The sequence below is a fragment of the Cupriavidus sp. GW822-FHT03E04 genome (assembly GCF_058801495.1).
The window spans coordinates 297,122-311,027 of the sequence record NZ_JBXANI010000003.1; the positions used below are offsets into that span (position 1 = coordinate 297,122).

At 64.6% G+C, this 13,906-nt stretch carries 14 protein-coding genes, 1 tRNA gene and 1 pseudogene; 10 read left to right on the plus strand and 6 right to left on the minus strand.

What is annotated here, in order from left to right; translation table 11 throughout:
• Position 1 precedes the first annotated feature (1 nt).
• From AC1RQC_RS05420 to AC1RQC_RS05450, 7 genes and pseudogenes are all read left to right on the plus strand, one after another.
• Positions 2 to 337 (plus strand): hypothetical protein, encoded by a 336-nt coding sequence (locus AC1RQC_RS05420; protein WP_492882634.1) that lies wholly within the window; start codon positions 2 to 4, stop codon positions 335 to 337.
• Positions 334 to 684 (plus strand): hypothetical protein, encoded by a 351-nt coding sequence (locus tag AC1RQC_RS05425; RefSeq protein WP_492882635.1) that lies wholly within the window; start codon positions 334 to 336, stop codon positions 682 to 684. The genes AC1RQC_RS05420 and AC1RQC_RS05425 overlap by 4 nt, the downstream gene beginning before the upstream one ends.
• 82 nt (positions 685 to 766) lie before the next feature.
• Positions 767 to 1,408 carry a glycoside hydrolase family 19 protein gene (locus AC1RQC_RS05430; protein WP_492882636.1) on the plus strand — a complete coding sequence of 214 codons (642 nt, stop codon included), beginning with the start codon at positions 767 to 769 and terminating at the stop codon, positions 1,406 to 1,408.
• An 8-nt stretch (positions 1,409 to 1,416) separates the two neighbouring features.
• Positions 1,417 to 1,713, plus strand: a complete 297-nt coding sequence (locus AC1RQC_RS05435) for a phage holin family protein (RefSeq protein ID WP_492882637.1) — start codon at positions 1,417 to 1,419, stop codon at positions 1,711 to 1,713.
• Positions 1,697 to 2,251: a lysis system i-spanin subunit Rz gene (locus AC1RQC_RS05440; protein ID WP_492882638.1), complete on the plus strand. Its 555-nt coding sequence runs from the start codon at positions 1,697 to 1,699 to the stop codon at positions 2,249 to 2,251. The genes AC1RQC_RS05435 and AC1RQC_RS05440 overlap by 17 nt, the downstream gene beginning before the upstream one ends.
• Before the next feature lie 140 nt (positions 2,252 to 2,391).
• Positions 2,392 to 3,190, plus strand: a pseudogene (locus AC1RQC_RS05445) (DNA adenine methylase).
• Between the two features lie 416 nt (positions 3,191 to 3,606).
• Positions 3,607 to 4,842, plus strand: a complete 1,236-nt coding sequence (locus AC1RQC_RS05450; RefSeq protein WP_492882639.1) for an RES family NAD+ phosphorylase — start codon at positions 3,607 to 3,609, stop codon at positions 4,840 to 4,842.
• Positions 4,843 to 4,919: 77 nt separating this feature from the next.
• On the opposite strand, the gene AC1RQC_RS05455 is transcribed toward AC1RQC_RS05450, so the two are convergent.
• Positions 4,920 to 5,960 carry a tyrosine-type recombinase/integrase gene (locus AC1RQC_RS05455; protein ID WP_492882640.1) on the minus strand — a complete coding sequence of 347 codons (1,041 nt, stop codon included), beginning with the start codon at positions 5,958 to 5,960 and terminating at the stop codon, positions 4,920 to 4,922.
• A gap of 165 nt (positions 5,961 to 6,125) precedes the next feature.
• Between AC1RQC_RS05455 and AC1RQC_RS05460 the strand changes: the two genes are divergently transcribed.
• Positions 6,126 to 6,200: transfer RNA gene (locus AC1RQC_RS05460), tRNA-Arg, on the plus strand.
• 76 nt (positions 6,201 to 6,276) lie between these two features.
• Here AC1RQC_RS05460 and AC1RQC_RS05465 read toward each other — a convergent pair.
• Positions 6,277 to 6,609, minus strand: a complete 333-nt coding sequence (locus AC1RQC_RS05465; RefSeq protein WP_441635072.1) for a DMT family transporter — start codon at positions 6,607 to 6,609, stop codon at positions 6,277 to 6,279.
• 289 nt (positions 6,610 to 6,898) lie between these two features.
• Between AC1RQC_RS05465 and AC1RQC_RS05470 the strand changes: the two genes are divergently transcribed.
• Positions 6,899 to 7,393, plus strand: a complete 495-nt coding sequence (locus AC1RQC_RS05470) for a hypothetical protein (RefSeq protein ID WP_492376086.1) — start codon at positions 6,899 to 6,901, stop codon at positions 7,391 to 7,393.
• 10 nt (positions 7,394 to 7,403) lie between these two features.
• Here AC1RQC_RS05470 and AC1RQC_RS05475 read toward each other — a convergent pair whose 3' ends face one another.
• A complete protein-coding gene (locus AC1RQC_RS05475) occupies positions 7,404 to 8,606 on the minus strand; it encodes a benzoate/H(+) symporter BenE family transporter (protein ID WP_492882641.1) in 1,203 nt (400 codons plus the stop codon).
• 82 nt (positions 8,607 to 8,688) lie between these two features.
• Positions 8,689 to 9,615, minus strand: coding sequence for an amino acid ABC transporter substrate-binding protein (locus AC1RQC_RS05480; RefSeq protein ID WP_492882642.1), 927 nt, complete (start codon positions 9,613 to 9,615; stop codon positions 8,689 to 8,691).
• A 546-nt stretch (positions 9,616 to 10,161) separates the two neighbouring features.
• Between AC1RQC_RS05480 and AC1RQC_RS05485 the strand changes: the two genes are divergently transcribed.
• Complete coding sequence (locus AC1RQC_RS05485; RefSeq protein ID WP_492376088.1) at positions 10,162 to 12,084, plus strand: ATP-binding cassette domain-containing protein; 1,923 nt, start codon at positions 10,162 to 10,164, stop codon at positions 12,082 to 12,084.
• Between the two features lie 164 nt (positions 12,085 to 12,248).
• On the opposite strand, the gene AC1RQC_RS05490 is transcribed toward AC1RQC_RS05485, so the two are convergent.
• Both AC1RQC_RS05490 and AC1RQC_RS05495 read right to left on the minus strand, forming a co-directional pair.
• The gene (locus AC1RQC_RS05490; protein WP_174427383.1) at positions 12,249 to 12,395 is read right to left on the minus strand and encodes a hypothetical protein; all 147 of its coding nucleotides are present in this window, start codon (positions 12,393 to 12,395) and stop codon (positions 12,249 to 12,251) included.
• Positions 12,392 to 13,624 (minus strand): MFS transporter, encoded by a 1,233-nt coding sequence (locus tag AC1RQC_RS05495; RefSeq protein ID WP_492813732.1) that lies wholly within the window; start codon positions 13,622 to 13,624, stop codon positions 12,392 to 12,394. The genes AC1RQC_RS05490 and AC1RQC_RS05495 overlap by 4 nt, the downstream gene beginning before the upstream one ends.
• Positions 13,625 to 13,906: the final 282 nt, after the last annotated feature.

Consider the following 13,906-nt stretch of genomic DNA (forward strand, 5'->3'; position numbering starts at 1 on the left):
GGTGACTATGTTCCATGACTACTACCTGCGCGGCCTCGACCGCGATACCACTCGCGCTGTGCTCCTGGCTGCCGGCTTGACTGTTGAGCGTGAGGATGACGCCGGCGAGCCGCGGCGCGTGCCGGCCGAGGGCGTCAATCTGTCGACCATAGGCGCGGTGTACCAGGGCGGCGAGTGGGATGCCAATGGCAACGTGATCACGCCGCCGGCGGCGGTGCCTGGCTGGCATGTGAATCTGCGTCTGGAGCGGCCGCTGTCGGCCGAGGAGGAGGCGCTGCTCAGCGAGATGCTGGTGGCGCCGGATCCTGCCACACCCTACCGGGTATGGGCGGCATGAAACTCTGCCTACGCCCCCTCTGCCTGGTGGTCGTCACGCAGCGCCTGATCCCGGCCGGCTTCGCTGGCTACACCTTGGGTCCGGTGGTCCTGGTGCGCCCCGGTACCAGCGATGCGCTGCTGGTGCATGAGCAGACCCATGCGCGGCAGTTCTGGCGCTGCCTCGGCTGCAATGGCCTGCTCTACCGGGTCAGCCGCCGCTGGCGCCTGCGCCTCGAGCTGGAGGCCTACCGCGCGCAGCTGGCGGTGGCTGGCCCGCCGGCGGCGCTGGAGCTCTCGGCGGCCCTGGCCAGCCAGTACGACCTGGACCTCACGCAGGAGGAGGCCTACCGCCTGCTGACGGCCTAGCACGCCAGCCGCACCACTACGGGCCACCCTGCGGGGTGGCTTTTTCTTGCCCGCCACGCGCGGGCTTTTTCAATTCGAGGTCATGGATAGATCAACCTTTCAGAAGGCGGCCGGCATCAACGATGCCCTGGCCGAGCGTTGGTGGCCGCACGTCGATGCCGCGCTGTTCGAGTTCGGCATCCTGCTCCCTCACCGGGTGGCAGCCTGGATTGCACAGGTCGGCCATGAATCGAAGGGCTTCTCCACGTTGGCGGAGTCCTTCGATTACTCGGTGGGCGGGCTGCTGGACACGTTCGGCAAGCGCCTGTCGCCGGCGCTGGCCAAGACCCTCGGCCGCCAGGCCGGTGAGCGCACGGTGCCGATCGAGCGCCAGCAGCGCATCGCCAGCATCGTCTACGCCGGGCGCTACGGCAACGGCGATGCCAGCACCGGCGATGGCTGGCGGTATCGCGGCCACGGCCTCAAGGAGATCACGTTCTTTGACAACCACCGGTCCTGCGGCCAGGCGCTTGGCGTTGACCTGGTCAGGCAGCCCGAGCTGCTGGCAACCGACGACCGGCTGGCCGCGCGCTCGGCGGGTTGGTTCTGGTTCGCCAACGGCTGCAACCGGCTGGCCGACGCCGGCGACCAGCGCGCGCTGACCAAGCGCATCAACGGTGGTTACAACGGGTTGGACGATCGCCTGCAGCGCTACGTGCGCGCCAAACAATTCATCCAAGGATAAGGGTCCACATGCAAGAACCTGAGAAGAGCCTTTTTATGCTGGTGGGGGTGGGCGCCATGATCGGCCTGGGCAAGCTGCTGGCCAGCGACGAAACGATCACCGTGCGCCTGGTGTGTGGCCGGACGGTGATGGGCGCCGCGGCCTCGATGGTGGCGGGCACGGTCCTGATTCAGTTTCCCGGTCTCAACCCGGTGGCGCTGATTGGCCTCGGCAGTGCGTTCGGCATCGTCGGCGCACAGGCCCTGGAGAGCTATTTCAAGCGCAGGCTGCGCCAAAGCGAGGGCGGGCATGGCAAAGGCGCTTGAGTTTCTAGCCGCCTGGAAGGGCCGCCTGGTGGCGGCTTTTCTCATGGTGGCCGCCGGCGCGGCCCTGGGCGGTGCGCTCGCCTGGTGGCTGCAGGGTAATCGCTATGGGCGTGAGCTGGCCGAGCTGCGGCTGGAGATCAACCGCGAACGGGAGGCTGCCACGCGAGCGGAGGCCGACCAGGTGACGAAGTACCGCGGGCTGGAGCGCGCGGCCGGAGAGGCGATTGCGGCCGTGGTGGCCCATGCCAAAGAGGAGAGAGATCGTGAAGACAACGCTGCAGCGACTGCTCGTGCTGAGTACCTGGCTGGCACTCGCCGGCTGTCCGTCGCCGTCCGTTCTTGTCAGGCCGGCGGTGGCGCCACCACAGATCCCGGCGCTGCCGGCGGAGCTGGTGAAGCGCGAGCCGAACTTGCTCCAGAGGCTGCAGCAGCTCTCGACGCCATCGCCCGAGACGGCGACCGCGGGATCCGCGACGCCAATGCCTGCATCGACGCTTACAACGCCGTCCGCGACACGCTGAACCAGGCGCAGCAGTAAAGACAGGGCGGCCGCTAGCGGTGTTAGAGCACCGCCGGCGGCCGCCGGACACACTGAAGAGACCAGTGAGCCAAGCCAAGGCCCTGCCACCTTCCTAGGAGGCGGGCGAATCATACCAAAAGTGAAAGGCTCACCACAAAATGGCAACACCCATCATCCCTTGGATCGGCGGCAAGCGCCGCCTGGCCGATACCCTGCTTTCCCGCTTCCCGCTTCCCGGTTCACGAGTGCTATGTGGAGGTGTTCGCCGGCGGCGCCGCGTTGTTCTTCATGCGGCCGCCGGCGGCGGTCGAGGTCGTCAACGATGTGAATGGCGAGCTGGTCAATCTCTACCGCGTGGTGCAGCACCACTTGGAGGAGTTCGTGCGCCAGTTCAAATGGGCGCTCACGAGCCGCACGGTGTTCCAGTGGCTCAAGGACACCCGGCCGGAGACGCTGACCGACATCCAGCGCGCCGCGCGCTTCTACTACCTGCAGCAGGCCTGTTTCGGTGGGAAGGTGGCCGGGCAGACGTTTGGCACCGCAACCACCACGCCGCCAGGCTTGAATCTTCTGCGGCTGGAGGAGAGCCTGTCGGCCGCCCATCTGCGGCTCGCCAATGCCTACGTCGAGCAACTCGATTGGGCGGAATGCATTCGTCGCTACGACCGGCCGCACACGCTGTTCTATCTGGATCCGCCCTATTGGGAAACCGAGGGCTATGGCGTCGACTTCCCCCTCGAGCAGTACGAGCGCATGGCGGAGGTGATGCGCCAGCTCAAGGGCAAGGCCATCGTCAGCCTGAACGACCACCCGGAGATCCGGCGCATTTTTGCCGGTTTCCAGATGGAGACGCTCGACATCAATTACCAGGTGGGCGGTGGCGACAAGCTGGCCGCGCGGCGGGAGGTGATCATCTACAGTTGGGATCGCCAGGCCGAGCCGGCAGGGCTGTTCTAGTCCAGCAACACATGAATATTTGCCCGCAGCTGGGAGAGCTGCGGGTACGGTCAGTATGTGTGGCTTTTCCTCCAGCACAACTGTCTTGATCTTAAGTGTTGCTGTTCGCCTTGCTGAGGTGACGGTATTGAACCCTCCGGTTTCGTGAGCCAAATCCGCCTGATAAGATTGCCGTGGCAAAGGTTGGTTGGTCATCAAAACCAAACACCGCTCAACTTCGGCTAGCGGGCCAGGACCCCAACAACTGGAAACAATTCGACATGTCGGCAGACAACAGAATATGTGCAAGTTGCGTCTCGGAGCGCTATCTCCAAGACGTTATAGCGAAGAGTTCGACCGTTGATTGTCAATGTGACTATTGTGAAGTGGTGCGACCAACGATTGATATATGGGATCTCGCTAAGCGCTGCAGCGACGTGATCGAGAATTTCTATGAGGTCACAAGTCTTGCCGATGCGGTAGTTATCTACGAAAGGACCCCACAGGGGGCTCCACTGACCGATGTTCTGGAGGAGTTGCTCCATGCATCGGATCGCGCAATCGAAGACCTCGGCGAAGTACTCACCGACCTGTGGTTTGATCTCAGTTGCCTCGAATCCCAATACGGGGATGACCCCTGGTTCATTCAAAAGCACGCGTTCCCTTGGTCGTTGAGCGAGGACTGGGAGAAGATGGAGCGCAGCCTGCGAAGCGAGGCACGTTTCGTGAACCCGGTGGCAGCAAGGACGCTCCAAAGCGTATTTGATCCAGTGCTAGATGAACGGACGCCGGAAGGCCGGCCGCTGATCCTTGAGGTTGGTCCGGGCTGCGAGCTCAATCTACTCTATCGGGCTCGGGTCTTTCAATCGATCGATGCGATGGAAGCTGCTCTCCGCCATCCAGAATGCCATCTTGGGCCACCGCCGCCAGGTGTCGGCGCGGCAGGCCGCATGAATGCCAAGGGCGTGGCCGTTTTCTACGGCTCCACTCAGCAGAACACAGCAATCTCGGAGGTGCGCCCCCCAGTGGGTAGTCATGTTGTGGTTGGCGCATTCAAGATTATCCGATCGCTCCGGCTACTCGACCTGACGCAGCTCGGCTCGATCCAGTTGGATCCAGGCCGAAGCCTTTTTGATTCCGCTACGGTAGATCAGGCCAACAGATGTCGCTTCCTCGGCCACTTGGCGCAGAAGCTCACCATGCCTGTAATGCCCGAGCTAGTTGACGAGGGGTATTTGACGACTCAGGTTATAGCGGACTATCTGGCGACACACCCAGGCATCGAGTTGGACGGCATTTTCTTCCCGTCGGTTCAGTCAGCGGGGACGTCAGGAACCCCGCCGGGCCACAACATCATCCTATTCCGGAAGGCGTCGTCTGTTTTACGCGCAGATTCTCGATATGAAGGGACCACCGACGTACGCCTGTGGGAGCACGAGGATGAACACACCTGGTTTGACCCGCAGATCTGGACTACGGAGTGCGCAAAGGAAAAAGAGCCGAATTGTATGCCGATGTGGATCAATCCAAGTGAAGTTCCCCCCGCGCTCGAACTGGATCGCGATGCTATCTACCTTCACAAGGTTCATGGCATTGAGTTCACGACAGAGTCTCGCAATATCAAGCATGCCGTTGCGAATACGCGAAAGAGCCCGTCCGGATCATTCGAGTGACTTGCGTTGGGTACGGACCAACGGTGGCGCGTGTCGCAAGTTGGCAAGATGAGTGCCAATGGGCCACCACGTCACCGTCAAGCGGTTTTCTGGGGGAAGTGGAGTAGCTTGCCCTTTTCGGCCACGTCAGCTGGATCCAGGTTGGTGTACCGCTTCAGGTTCCGCCAATCCTTGTGGCCGGTAACGGCTGCGACTTCGGGGATGTCCCAGCCGGCCTCGAATAGCTTGCTAGTCGCCTCGTGGCGCAGATCGTGCAGGTGCAGATCGACTATCTTCTTGTCGTCGCACGCCCACTTGAAGTATTTGCTGGCCGTGCCTGGCTCATGGGGGAAAATCCGGTCATCGGGGGTGTTCCGAGGCTGGCGCTGGATGATCTCAAGAGCATCACCGATGAGTGGCACCAGCTCGTCGTTTCCTTGCTTCTGACGCGGATCTTTCCGGTCACGCACCAGCACAAGGCGGCGGGCTTCGTCCAGGTCGGTCCAGGTGATGCGGAAGATCTCGCCCCGGCGGAAGGCCGATTGCATCAGGACGCGGACGATGGCCTCCATGGGCAGCTTGTGTTCGGGATGCTCGCGGAACCAAGTGAAGATTTTCTCTAGCTCAGCGGGGGAGGGTCGGCGCTCACGCTTGCCCCCAGGCCCGACCAGCTTGAGGTGGTTTAGGGCGGGCCAGGCATTTTTCACGACATCGGGCAGGGCGAGGTCCTGGATACTGCTCATATGGCGCATGACCGTGCCCAGCTTGGAGATGTCCATGCTGATGGTGTACGGGCCTGCGCCGGCGGCTTTCCGATCCTGGGCAAACTTGAGGATGTCCTGTGTCGAGAGGCGGTGCACCAGGTGGTCCGCAAAAGCCAGCTTGAGCTTGCGGAGCATGTACTCTTCGTTCGACTTTAGCGCAACGGCGCGGCCCGACTTTTCGCGTGCTTTTCGATAGTCCTCGATGAGGGTGCCGACCGTGAGGCCGGCGACTGCGCGTGGCGTCTCAATGTCCACTTCTGAATTTTTCGCCCACGCTTGCGCTTCCGCTTTGGTGCGAAAGGTTTTTGATATACTCCGGCCCTGCTTCCGGATCTGAGCGCGCCAGCGCTCCCCGATCTTGAGGATCGATGCCATGCGGTCTCCTGTAGCAAATCTGTAGCACGCGCTGCGTGAAATGTGATGATACAGGATGATGCAAAGTGATAAGTTGGGCATCGGCCAATCGCCCGGAAACCCAGGCAGGATAAGGCAAAAGCCAGTCCTGACAAGGGTTTCCAGCTACTGGGCAGAACCTATCCTCTCGCCGTAGTTCAATGGATAGAACACGCGCCTCCTAAGCGTGAAATGCAGGTTCGATTCCTGCCGGCGGGACCACCCCACGGGTCTCAGCGGTCCATCAAAGCTCCCCCGGTTGAAATGCAGAGGCTTGCCGCCGCGCGGCGCATGCGTCTCAATGCGTCCCCATCTTCGAAAACAGCTGAATCACCGCCACTCCCGCAATAATCAGCCCGATCCCCACCCAGGCCGCCAGATCCGGCACTTGCCGGTACAGCACGCTGGCAATCAGCGTCACGAGCACGATCCCCGCGCCGCACCAGATCGCGTAGGCGATGCCCACGGGCACGGTCTTCATGACCTGCATCAGCAGGAAGAAGGCGCTGACATAGCCGGCCACGACCAGCACGCTTGGCCATAGGCGCGTGAAATTCTCGGCGGCCTTGAGGCTGCTGGTGGCAATGACTTCGGCCGCGATGGCGAGGGCCAGTAGTACATAGGCATTCATGGATGGGTTCTTCACGTTGGCTGTCGCTGGGGCCACATTTTCCCATAGCTGCCCGGCGGGCCTTTCCGGGTGTACAGTGCAAAGCATGCTCGAGGCCGCTTTGCGGGCTGGTGATCCCTCCTTTCGGGTGGTTGTTCCTTGCGGGGATGCCATCTTCAATCGAGGTAGAAGCGCGCCGTCCAGGCGCCGGCAGTCCGGAGTCGTGTCGTGGGGTGGTCGCGGTAGCCCCGACCAGCTGGCAGTCGTGATAAAGCCAGCGGCGGGTGAGTCAGGTTTGCAGGGGAGCGTCATGAAAGGCGAGGATGAGGTTCAGACCGTGTGGCCGCAGGTGGATGGCCAGACGACGGGTCAGGGGCTCTGGCAGAACACGATTGCCGCAGCGGATGTGGCACTGGAAGAGGCGTCGCGCATACAGCGAGGCGTGCAGCACAACCTGAAGCTCCAGCAGGAAGTGAGGGCGCTGCGCGAGGAGTTGTGCAAGGCGCACGGCGAGCTGGATCGCTACCGTGGCATGCATGCGCGCGTGGTGGTCGGCATGCGGCAGCTGGAGGAGGGTAACGCTGGCGAGATTAGCCGCCTGCGCGCCGAGAGCGAGATGCTGATGGTGCGCCACCGGGTCTACAAGCTGCTCTCCGAGCACTATGCGCTCACCGCGCTGCGCTTTGATCCCGCCACGTTTGCCGAGCACCGCGACCGGGTGCTGCAGCACATCCTGTTCCAGCGGCGCAAGGGCACACCGGTCTCCGGGATCGGCGCCGCGGACATTGCTTTCCTGCTGCTGTAAGCGCTCGCGCTTACCCAGCCTTGGCGGCAGTACGCGGTCGCAAGACGATCAGCGCCAGCATGCCGCCCACCACACCCCAGAAGGCCGACCCCACGCCGGCCAGCGTCATGCCTGAGGCGGTGATCATGAATGTCAGCAGGGCGGATTCGCGCTCGGCCGGCGTTTGCATGGCCGTGGTCAGGCCGCTGGCGATGGAGCCGAGCAAGGCAAACGCGGCCACCGCAACGACCAGCGCTTTGGGGAACGCCGCGAACAGCGCGGCGATGCTGGCTGCCAGCGCGCCCGCAACCAGATAGCCGATGCCACAAACCACCGCTGCTGTATAGCGCCGGTTGCGGTCGGGATCCGCTTGCGCGCCGGTGCAGATGGCCGCGGTAATGGCCGCCAGGTTGATGCCGTGCGAGCCGAACGGGGCGAGCAGGGCGGAGGCGACACCAGTGACGGTGATCAGCGGCGAGGCCTGTACGTGATAGCCGTCGGCGCGCAGCACCGCCAGCCCGGGAATATTCTGTGACGCCAGCGCCACGATGAACAACGGTACCGCGATGCTGACGAAGGCTCGCAGCGAGAACGCCGGCGTGGTCCACACCGGCTTGGCCAGCGCGAAATGGAACGATTCGAAATGCAGCTGGCCAAGCGCGCCGGCCAGCGCCACGCCCGCCAGCAGCACGCCCGGCACCGCGTAGCGCGGCCAGAAGCGCTTGCCCAGCAGGTACAGCGCGAACATCACCAGCAGCAGCAGGGTCTGATGCTGGGCTTGCACGAACACGTCGACGCTGATGCGGAACAGGATGCCGGCGAGCAGCGCTGAGGCAATGCTGGCCGGCAGCGCGCGCATCAGTTTGTCGAACCAGCCGGTCATGCCGGCGGCGGTCATCAGCACCGCCGCCATGACGAAGGCGCCGATGGCTTGCGCGTAGGGAACGCCGGGAAGGCTGGCGATCAGCAGGGCGGCGCCAGGGGTGGACCAGGCAACGACGATGGGCGCCCGCGTCAACAGGGACAGCCCGATGGTGGTCACGCCCATGCCGATGGACAACGCCCAGATCCACGAGGCGACTTGCGCGTCCGACAAATGGGCTGCCTGGCCGGCCTGGATCATCAGCACCAGCGAACTGGTGTAGCCGGTCAGCATGGCGATCAGCCCGGCGACCAGGGCGGAGACGGAGAGATCGGTCAGCTTCAGGGGCGTGCTGGATATAGGGCTGGACATGGTGCGGCACTCGACGCAGCGCGTGCGGAAAAAGCGGCTGGGCCGCCATCTTCGCACGAGTTGCGCCGTTGCGGACGCGCGCTCAGTCGGCGACCTTGTCGCTGGGGAACTTGAAGGAATCGCGCAGCAGGTAGCTCATCGGGATGTCGAGGTTGACCCCTTGCGGCGGGATCGGCGACTGGAACCATTTCTTGTAGAGCTTCTGGGTATCGAGCGAATAGATGGAGGCGACCAGGGTCTTGTCCACCAGCCGCTTGAACTCGGCGTCCTGTTTCGACAGCATGATGGCGTAGGGCTCGATCGTCAGCAGCTCGCTGGTGACGGTGTAGCGGGCCGGGTCGCGCGCATTGGCGCGCAGGCCGTAGAGCAGCACGTCGTCCATCACGAAGGCGTCGGCCTTGCCTTGCTCGACCATGGCGAACGCCTCGGCGTGGTCCTTGGCTTCCACCACGTGGATCTGCATGGCGCCGGAGCCGTTGATCTGGCGCACCACCGCGAGCGACGTGGTGCCCACCGTGGAGACGACCGTCTTGCCGCGCAGGTCGCCCAGCTTGCGGATGCCAGAGTCGGTCTTGACCAGCATGCGGCTGCCGGCGATGTAGTGTGGAATGGTGAAAGCAACCTGCGCGCGCCGCTCGCGGTTGTTGGTGGTGGAGCCGCATTCGAGATCGGCCTTGCCGTCGACGATGGCGGCGATGCGGCTGGCCGGCGTGACAGGAACGAATTCCACTTTGAGGCCTGGGAGCCGGAGCGCGCCGCGCAGGGCGTCGGCCACCCGCAGGCACAGGTCGATGGCATAGCCGTAGGGCTTGCCGTCGGCCACGAAGGAGAACGGCACCGAGCTCTCGCGGTGGGCGATGCGCAGCACGCCAGTCTGTTCGATGCGCTGCAGCACTGGCGTGCTGCCGGACTGCGCGGCGGCGGGCATGGCGACAACGGCGAGTGAAAGCGAAAGCAGGGTCGATAGCACAAGCAGCAGCGGCAAGCGCTGCGCACGCGGATGGATCATGGAGTTCCCCGTACAAAGAAAAAGGCATCAAGCGGAATTGGCGTTGGGTCGCCTCTCACCGGTTCGGACCGGTTCTTGTATTGCTGCCGTTGTGCTGCGGCCTGCCGGCCGCCGGCCATTGTTCCATGGGGGAAAGCGGCCCGGCAATCGTCACGCCGGGGGGTGTTGCGCGGCGCGCAACAGGCGCGTGGCAGACGTGCAAGAGCCGCGCCGCAGGGGGCGTTGACGGGGCTTTCCCTTACGGACTTGTACGACTAGAGGCAGCCCGGGGCGCTTGCTATGCTCCTTTCCGTGCCTTGCGAGCAGGGCACCGAGGAGAGACTCTTGGGCCCGCGCGAGCGCGGGCCCTTCTTTTTTTGTGGCGGCCGCAGGCCAGGGGTTTGCGCCGCCTCCGGCGAGGGCGGGCGCCGGTGGTCTACAATGCCGGCTACCTGGCACCCCGCCGCCCGGTTGCTGTCCGACGCCGGCGCGCGGCCGCAGGTTCAAGCCGCTTGAACTGCCCCCTTGAACTGCCTCCTTTTCGCTGTCTCCTTTCGTATTGCTCCCATGGCCCTGTTTTCGATTTCCGACGCCCAGCTTGCCTTCGGGCATGTGGCCTTGCTCGACCATGCCGACTTCTCGCTGGAAGCCGGCGAGCGCGTCGGCCTGATTGGCCGCAACGGCACCGGCAAGTCGTCGCTGCTCAAGATCGTGGCCGGCCTGTCCGCGCCGGACGATGGCCTGATCGCGCGCCAGAGCGGCGTGACCTCGGCGTATGTGCCGCAAGAGCCGCAGTTCGAGGCGGGTGTGACCGTGTTCGACGCCGTGTCCCAGGGCCTGGGCAAGATCCACGACCTGCTGGTCGCCTACGAGGCAGCACTGGCGGGGCTGGACGACAACCACGACGAGGATTCGCTGGCCGAGCTGCACCGCCTGCAGTCGGAAGTCGACGCCGCCGGTGCCTGGGGTTTGCGCACGCGGGTCGAGACCACGCTGGCGCAACTCAGCCTGAGCGCCGATGTGCGCGTGGATGCGCTATCTGGCGGCATGCAAAAGCGCGTGGCGCTGGCGCAGGCCCTGGTGGCCGAGCCCGACATCCTGCTGCTGGACGAACCGACCAACCACCTGGACGTGGAAGCGATCCGCTGGCTGGAAGACCTGCTGCTGGCCTTCCGTGGCAGCGTGCTGCTGATCACCCACGATCGCGCCTTCCTGGACCGCGTGGCCACCCGCATCATCGAACTCGACCGTGGCCGGCTGATTTCCTTTCCTGGCAACTTCGCCGCCTATCAGGCGCGCAAGGCCGAGCTGCTGGCCGCCGAGCAGGTCGAGCAGGCCAAGTTCGACAAGCTGCTGGCGCAGGAAGAAGTCTGGATCCGCAAGGGCGTGGAAGCGCGCCGCACGCGTAGCGTGGCGCGTATCCAGCGCCTGGAGACGATGCGAACGGACCGCGCGGCGCGCCGCGACGTGCAGGGCAACGTCAAGCTGGAAGTGTCGCAAGGCGAGCGCTCGGGCAAGATCGTTTCCGAGTTGACGGATGTCAGCAAAGCCTTTGGCAACAAGATGGTGGTGCGCGACTTCACCGGCACCATCATGCGCGGCGACAAGGTCGGCCTGATCGGCGCCAATGGCGCGGGCAAGACCACGCTGCTGCGCCTGATCCTGGGCGAGCTGGCGCCGGATGCCGGTACGGTCAAGAACGGCAGCAACATGCAGGTGGCGTATTTCGACCAGATGCGCACGCAGCTGGACCTGGAGCGCTCGCTGGCCGATACCATCAGCCCTGGCAGTGACTGGGTCGAGATCAACGGCCAGCGCAAGCACGTCATGAGCTACCTCAGCGATTTCCTGTTCGCGCCGGAACGCGCGCGCTCGCCGGTCAAGTCGCTGTCCGGCGGCGAGCGCAACCGCCTGCTGCTGGCGCGCCTGTTCGCGCGCCCGGCCAATGTGCTGGTGCTGGACGAGCCGACCAACGACCTCGACATCGACACGCTGGAACTGCTTGAAGAACTGCTGCAGGACTACAGCGGCACTGTGTTCCTGGTGTCCCACGACCGGGCCTTCCTGGACAACGTGGTGACCTCCACCATCGCCGCCGAAGGCGACGGGCGCTGGCGCGAGTACGTGGGCGGCTACTCCGACTGGCAGGTCCAGTCGGCGCGCAGCGCGGCCATGCAGGACGCGCGCGGTGGCGAGGGCAAGGCCGCCGCGGAAAGCACGAAGCCGCGCGAAGCCCGCGCGGCCAACCGCCTGGTCAAGCTGTCGTACAAGGAACAGCGCGAGCTGGACACGCTGCCGGAGCGTATCGCTTCGCTGGAAAGCGAGCAAAAGGCCGTTGGCGCACAGCTGGCGGACGGCTCGCTGTATGTGAGCGACGCGGGCAAGGCCGCGCAGCTGGCGGCCCGCCACGATGAGATCGACCTGGAACTGCTGGAGGCGCTGGAGCGCTGGGAAGTGCTGGAAGCCAAGACCAAGGCCGAGGCGCCGTAAGGCCAGCACCGCTTGCCATGACGACGGCTGTCTCTCCCTCTCCCCTCAGGGGGAGAGGACCGGGGAGTGGGGTGGCTTAGCTAGGAGCCACTAGAAGCGGAGCTACGGTTTTTTCCAGCACGCGGGGGGAGGAACAACGGGCGATTGTTAGTCCTCGCGTCCCTTCACCCGCACCAGGCGAGCACCATGTTCGTCAGATCCACCATGAAAGCCGGCCGCAGGTAGGCCATGAAGGCCAGCGCCAGCACCCCGGCCAGCGCCGCGAAGCCTGCTGCCCGAAGCGCAAGGCCGGCGGGGCGTGCCGTGATCATGCCGCGGCCCCTTGCGGCCGCGCGATCGCATGCTCGCGGATCGGCAGGTTGACCAGGGCGGCCACTACGCCCAGCCCGATCGCGATCATCCAGACCGTGCTGTAGGTGCCGGTCCGGTCATACAGGAAGCCACCCAGCCACGCACCCAGGAAGCTGCCGATCTGGTGCGAGAAAAACACTACGCCCGACAGCATCGACAGGTACTGCACGCCAAACACCTGCGCGATGATGCCGTTGGTCAGCGGCACCGTGGACAGCCACAGGAAACCCATCATCGCGGCGAACACCCAGGTGCTGGTAGCCGTGAGCGGCAGCAGCAGGTAGCCGGCAATCACCACGGACCGGGTGATGTAGATCAGCGAAAGCAGGAAGCGCTTGGGCACGCGCTGCCCCAGCGCGCCCGCGCTATAGGTCCCGAACACATTGAACAGCCCGATCAGCGCCAGCGCCACGGTCGCGATCTTCGGGTCGGTCAGGCCCCGGTCCTTGAGATAGGGCGCCAGATGCACGCCGATGAACACCACCTGGAAGCCGCAGACGAAGTAGCCCAGCGTGAGCAACTGGAAGTTGCGGTTGCCGAACGCTTCGCGCACGGCCTGGCCGATGGTCTGCTGGAAGCCGGGCGCGTGCGTCGCGCCCTGCGGCTCGCGCAGGCTGAAGGCCAGCGGCAGCATCAGGCAAGCCAGCACCGCCAGGATGAACAACGCGTTCTGCCAGCCGGCAGTCGAGATCAGCGTCTGCTCCACCGGGATCATCAGGAACTGCCCGAACGAGCCCGCGGCCGCCGCGATGCCCATGGCCCACACGCGCTTCTCGGGGCTGGCCACGCGGCCAATCACGCCGTACACCACGCTGTAGGTGGTGCCGGACTGCGCAATGCCGATCAGGATGCCGGCGCCAGAGGCGAAGGCGGTGCCGGAGGTGGCCATGGCCATCACGACCAGGCCCGCCACGTATAGCGCAATGCCGACCAGCATGATGCGCAAGCCGCCGAACTTGTCGGCCAGCGCGCCCGTGAACGGCTGGGTCACGCCCCACATCAGGTTTTGCAGCGCCAGCGCGAAGGCAAAGGTCTCGCGGCTCCAGCCGTGGGTCTGAGTGATCGGCAGGTTGAACAGGCCGAAGCCGTGCCGGATGCCCATCGACAAGGTGACGAGCAGGCCACCGCAAATCAATACGGTTGTGAGGGAGAGTGGTTTTCTTGGTGTGTGTTGAATCGTGTTCTGCATGGCGTCCTGCATCCTGGCTCGGTGTGCGTAGTGCTGTTTTAGTTTTGTCGGCGCGGTCCGGAACCGCCTTGGCCACGCCGGTGCGAGCGAGTGTACCCCGCATCCCGGGAGGACGTCGGGCGTCACTCCGATGCCGCCCGCGACCCCGGATGTGCCGAATCGCGCACGGCAATTGCTGGTGACGATTGGCATCAAGACGGCTACCCGCTTCCATTACAATGCAGGCTGCCCGGCCCCCCTGGCTGGCGTGCGGCAACCGCGCCCCCGCCAAGGCTGGCCGAG

Excerpts from the sequence above, each read along its gene's own strand:
- AC1RQC_RS05425 (WP_492882635.1), top strand. The coding sequence starts at position 334 with ATGAAACTCTGCCTACGCCCCCTCTGCCTGGTGGTCGTCACGCAGCGC.
- AC1RQC_RS05430 (WP_492882636.1), top strand. The coding sequence starts at position 767 with ATGGATAGATCAACCTTTCAGAAGGCGGCCGGCATCAACGATGCCCTG.
- AC1RQC_RS05435 (WP_492882637.1), top strand. The coding sequence starts at position 1,417 with ATGCAAGAACCTGAGAAGAGCCTTTTTATGCTGGTGGGGGTGGGCGCC.
- AC1RQC_RS05440 (WP_492882638.1), top strand. The coding sequence starts at position 1,697 with ATGGCAAAGGCGCTTGAGTTTCTAGCCGCCTGGAAGGGCCGCCTGGTG.
- AC1RQC_RS05455 (WP_492882640.1), bottom strand. The coding sequence starts at position 5,960 with ATGGCATCGATCCTCAAGATCGGGGAGCGCTGGCGCGCTCAGATCCGG.
- AC1RQC_RS05465 (WP_441635072.1), bottom strand. The coding sequence starts at position 6,609 with ATGAATGCCTATGTACTACTGGCCCTCGCCATCGCGGCCGAAGTCATT.
- AC1RQC_RS05470 (WP_492376086.1), top strand. The coding sequence starts at position 6,899 with ATGAAAGGCGAGGATGAGGTTCAGACCGTGTGGCCGCAGGTGGATGGC.
- AC1RQC_RS05475 (WP_492882641.1), bottom strand. The coding sequence starts at position 8,606 with ATGTCCAGCCCTATATCCAGCACGCCCCTGAAGCTGACCGATCTCTCC.
- AC1RQC_RS05480 (WP_492882642.1), bottom strand. The coding sequence starts at position 9,615 with ATGATCCATCCGCGTGCGCAGCGCTTGCCGCTGCTGCTTGTGCTATCG.
- AC1RQC_RS05485 (WP_492376088.1), top strand. The coding sequence starts at position 10,162 with ATGGCCCTGTTTTCGATTTCCGACGCCCAGCTTGCCTTCGGGCATGTG.
- AC1RQC_RS05490 (WP_174427383.1), bottom strand. The coding sequence starts at position 12,395 with ATGATCACGGCACGCCCCGCCGGCCTTGCGCTTCGGGCAGCAGGCTTC.
- AC1RQC_RS05495 (WP_492813732.1), bottom strand. The coding sequence starts at position 13,624 with ATGCAGAACACGATTCAACACACACCAAGAAAACCACTCTCCCTCACA.